Source organism: Lysobacter fragariae (genome assembly GCF_054779775.1).
Genome location: NZ_BAAGXP010000008.1, coordinates 1 through 3,224 on the forward strand (window position 1 = coordinate 1; position 3,224 = coordinate 3,224).

4 protein-coding genes are annotated in these 3,224 nt (G+C 56.5%); all 4 read right to left on the reverse strand.

The window, feature by feature from the left end; translation table 11 throughout:
- The coding region (locus ACYVD7_RS10515) for a hypothetical protein (protein ID WP_460762704.1) at nt 1-474 on the reverse strand (474 nt) is incomplete at its 3' end.
- A 171-nt stretch (nt 475-645) separates the two neighbouring features.
- Entirely contained in the window at nt 646-1,083 is a 438-nt protein-coding gene (locus ACYVD7_RS10520; RefSeq protein ID WP_460762707.1) for a hypothetical protein, read from the reverse strand.
- Between the two features lie 108 nt (nt 1,084-1,191).
- The gene (locus tag ACYVD7_RS10525; protein WP_460762709.1) at nt 1,192-1,857 is read right to left on the reverse strand and encodes a hypothetical protein; all 666 of its coding nucleotides are present in this window, start codon (nt 1,855-1,857) and stop codon (nt 1,192-1,194) included.
- Nucleotides 1,854-3,224, reverse strand: a 1,371-nt coding sequence (locus ACYVD7_RS10530) for an RHS repeat-associated core domain-containing protein (protein ID WP_460762712.1), incomplete at its 5' end; no start/stop codon positions are given. The genes ACYVD7_RS10525 and ACYVD7_RS10530, both read right to left, overlap by 4 nt.

The following is a 3,224-nucleotide window of genomic DNA, read 5'->3' on the forward strand; positions in this document are numbered from 1 at the left end:
GCGCACGCCCGTTCCCGAGACCGCCTCATGCGCATGGTCGTCAAGCGAGTAACTGATGGTGCGGTCGAAGCTCGCTGAAGCCGTGTCTTTGACCGTCTGGTTGCCTCGCGGGTCGTAGGCATAGGTGTTCGTCGTGCCGATGCCACTGACCTGATGCGGGCTGGCCAGTCCGGTTCCTCCGCTGCCGTGGATGCTGTTCGCGCCGCCAAGCCCACACCCCGACCGGCCGACGTACGCGAAGTCGATGGTCGCCTGGCCCAAGGTCGTGCGTCGGCAGATGTTGCCCAGCAGGTCGTACTCGACGGTCTGGGCAACCTGATTGACCGTGACGCCGTCCTGCATCGTCAATGTGGCGGTCGTCAACCGACTGAGATCGTCGTACGCGAAGGATTCGAGGTACCGGTTTTCCTTCGCGTGCGAGGTGAGGCTGCCGTTGGCATGAAAATGAACCTGGAACCTTTTCGTCTGCCCCACACCCGCGACGCCTCCATCGCGTTACTCCGCGCCCTTACGTCGGAATATTCCTATTTCGTCAGTCTCAGGCGACATGAAAATGAACCTGGAACCTTTTCGAAAATGAACCTGGAACCTTTTCGGCCGGCCTTGTCGCTCTCAACGGCTGCCTAACCCGCTGCTCCACGACTTCTATGGGCCGCGGTCTGCCTTCTCCAGCGCCACGAATGACACAACAAAAGCGACCGCGACGAGCGAAAGCCAAAACAATTCGTAAACGGGAGGCGACATACCCACGTGTGAGCCTGTCGCTCTTGCGGCCGTGCGGATTGCATCCGCGTACGTTCCGCCGAAGCGCCAGAAAAACAATCCGCCCCACGTCGCAAGTGGGAGAGCGATCTTGACCAGTGCTCGCGCCTTGAACGCTGTGGAGAGCAGTAGCATTGCCAGGGCCGCCGGCAACAATCCAGCGGTATTCATGCTGGCAACGTTACTAGCCTGTGCAAATATCCACGGATCACTGCTTGCTGGATATACGAACAGCAGAAAGTGCGTGGTCCACGCTGCAAGCAAAAGTACGAGTAGCAGCCATGCATTGACCGCCGTTCGCAACACTCGACTAATGTCCATAGCGGTCCCTCCAAGCTTGTGCAAGCTCTCCATCTTGATCGCGGAACATTAGCGGGCCTGCTGCCAAATTTACGACTGCGCCAGGGCGTCCAAGATACTGGTTGCGCGCTATCGCTCAATTATTTCAATACCGTCTTCCGCACTTATCTCAATTCGCTCAAGCTCGCCGTTTTCGATCCTAATTCGAACTCTAAGTAGGCGCGGCAATAACTCACTACACACAAACTGGAATCTAATGTCACCATTGGCCTGGAAGAAAACGCTCTCTAGATCCTTTAGACCAACGTGATCAACAGCGCCATCGAGTTCCGGTGAGCTAAATGATACCCGGCGATCACCTGACAGGGAGCCTTGCAATAATCGCTTGAGTTGGCCAACAGCGACTTCTAGCTGTTTATCATCGAGACCTCCTTCAACTGAGGCAAATCCTGAGCTAACAGCTACGCTACATGGCAGTAGAGACAATTCGGCGAAGTTGTTTCTGCTCTTAACACGCCAAGCTCGGTTCAAGGCCGATCGAGATAGTTCAAGGTCAGTGCTATCGGCATAGCATCCAGAGAAATGTGTGTCGCGAAAATTCCCTGTAACGAGGAGCAGGACCGTATCTGCATCCTGGGGCTGCTGTTCAATGACTGATCGTCCAGAAAGTCCTTCTTTGGCTAAAACGACTTGAATGTCACGCGCGCTAAGTCCTCCGTTAACCTTTTGACCAGCAGCGCAGCCAAAGACTAGCGATGCCACTAGAAGAGTCGCGCCAACAAGCATCGACTTCATCGATACGTCTCCGCCAGATTGTAGATGTCACGTCCCGTGACTGCCCGGACTGGATCATAGGACATGATGCTTCCTGACCCTGCGGGAGCATGAGTTAGCCCAAATGCATGTCCAATTTCGTGCCCTGCTGTACCGGGCTCTTGCCACACTCGCCTGTCGGGCGGGACTCTCATAATTGAGCTGCCGTGATCATTCTTTGCGCCAGCGATCCCGCTGCACAATTTCGAGTTCAGCTTCATCCATTCGCGCCTATTCCAGCCCTTAATTTGCCAGTCACCACCGGACTTGACCGCCGACACTGTGATTTCTGACCGGTACATCGTCCCGTTATAAGGACCCGACGCATTGCCCCAAGTCGCGGTTGCGTCGCGTGCAGCGAACTCTGACCCCGACCCAGAGACCGTCAAATGTCCCTTGACCGTGATCACTCCATTTTCCTCAACGACAAAGAGCTTATCTCTCCAAGCCTCATTGGGAATATCCAGCATATAGCGATCATCGGTAGGCTTTCCTATTCCTCCTTTGCAGTACGCGCTCCCGTCATCGCTCTCACTGTCAACTTCACTGGGACCACTCATCGCTGCTTGAACGGCCCCACCAATCGCTCCATTTGCAAATTTTCCCCCAGTAGCCTCAGAAATTGAGCCGCCGACTATTGCTCCAACCATTGTCCTGGCAACGCCATTGTCAATTGCACCAACACCAGGCATGGCAGCGGCAGTTAAGCCCGCCGCAACAAATCCATTGCCAAAATTGCCGCCCTGGATGCTTTCCATGATGCCGCCGCTGAAACCTTGTGCGACGACATTGCCGACTGCGCCGAACCCCATCGCCATGATGCCGCCCGTGAGCATGGCTCCGAAGGCACCGTAGACTCCTCCTCGGAGAGTCCCCGTGGTGACGACTCCCGCTAGGAATCCACCCGCCGCCATGATGGCTAGCCCCGTCCCGATGGACGCTGCGCTGGCGCCTGCATATATCCAGAGGCTAGCTGCGCCCGCCGTGAAATACATGATCACGGCTGCCACGATGATCCGAAGAATGTTGCCGGCCGACATCATTCCCGTCGGATCGGTATACGTAAGCGGATTGTTGAAGACGTAGGTGTACGCATTCCAGCTCTGCGCGTTTTCCGGGGCTTGGATCACGGGATCTGCCTGCAGGAATCGCCCCAGCCCCGGGTCGAAGATCCGACCATTCATGTGGATCAGGCCAAGCACCCCATCCACCGTCTCGTGCCCGGTAAAACCCCGCGTGGTCAAGCTGGGCGGCGTACCACCCGCCGTCTGCGTATCAAAGTCCCGCCTTGCGCCGAACGCCAGGAAATCCATCTGATTGACGACGGCGCCGGTGGCGTCGGCAATGCG

Bases quoted from the DNA above. Each gene is read 5' to 3' on its own strand.
- ACYVD7_RS10520 (WP_460762707.1), bottom strand. From the start codon at position 1,083: ATGGACATTAGTCGAGTGTTGCGAACGGCGGTCAATGCATGGCTGCTA.
- ACYVD7_RS10525 (WP_460762709.1), bottom strand. From the start codon at position 1,857: ATGAAGTCGATGCTTGTTGGCGCGACTCTTCTAGTGGCATCGCTAGTC.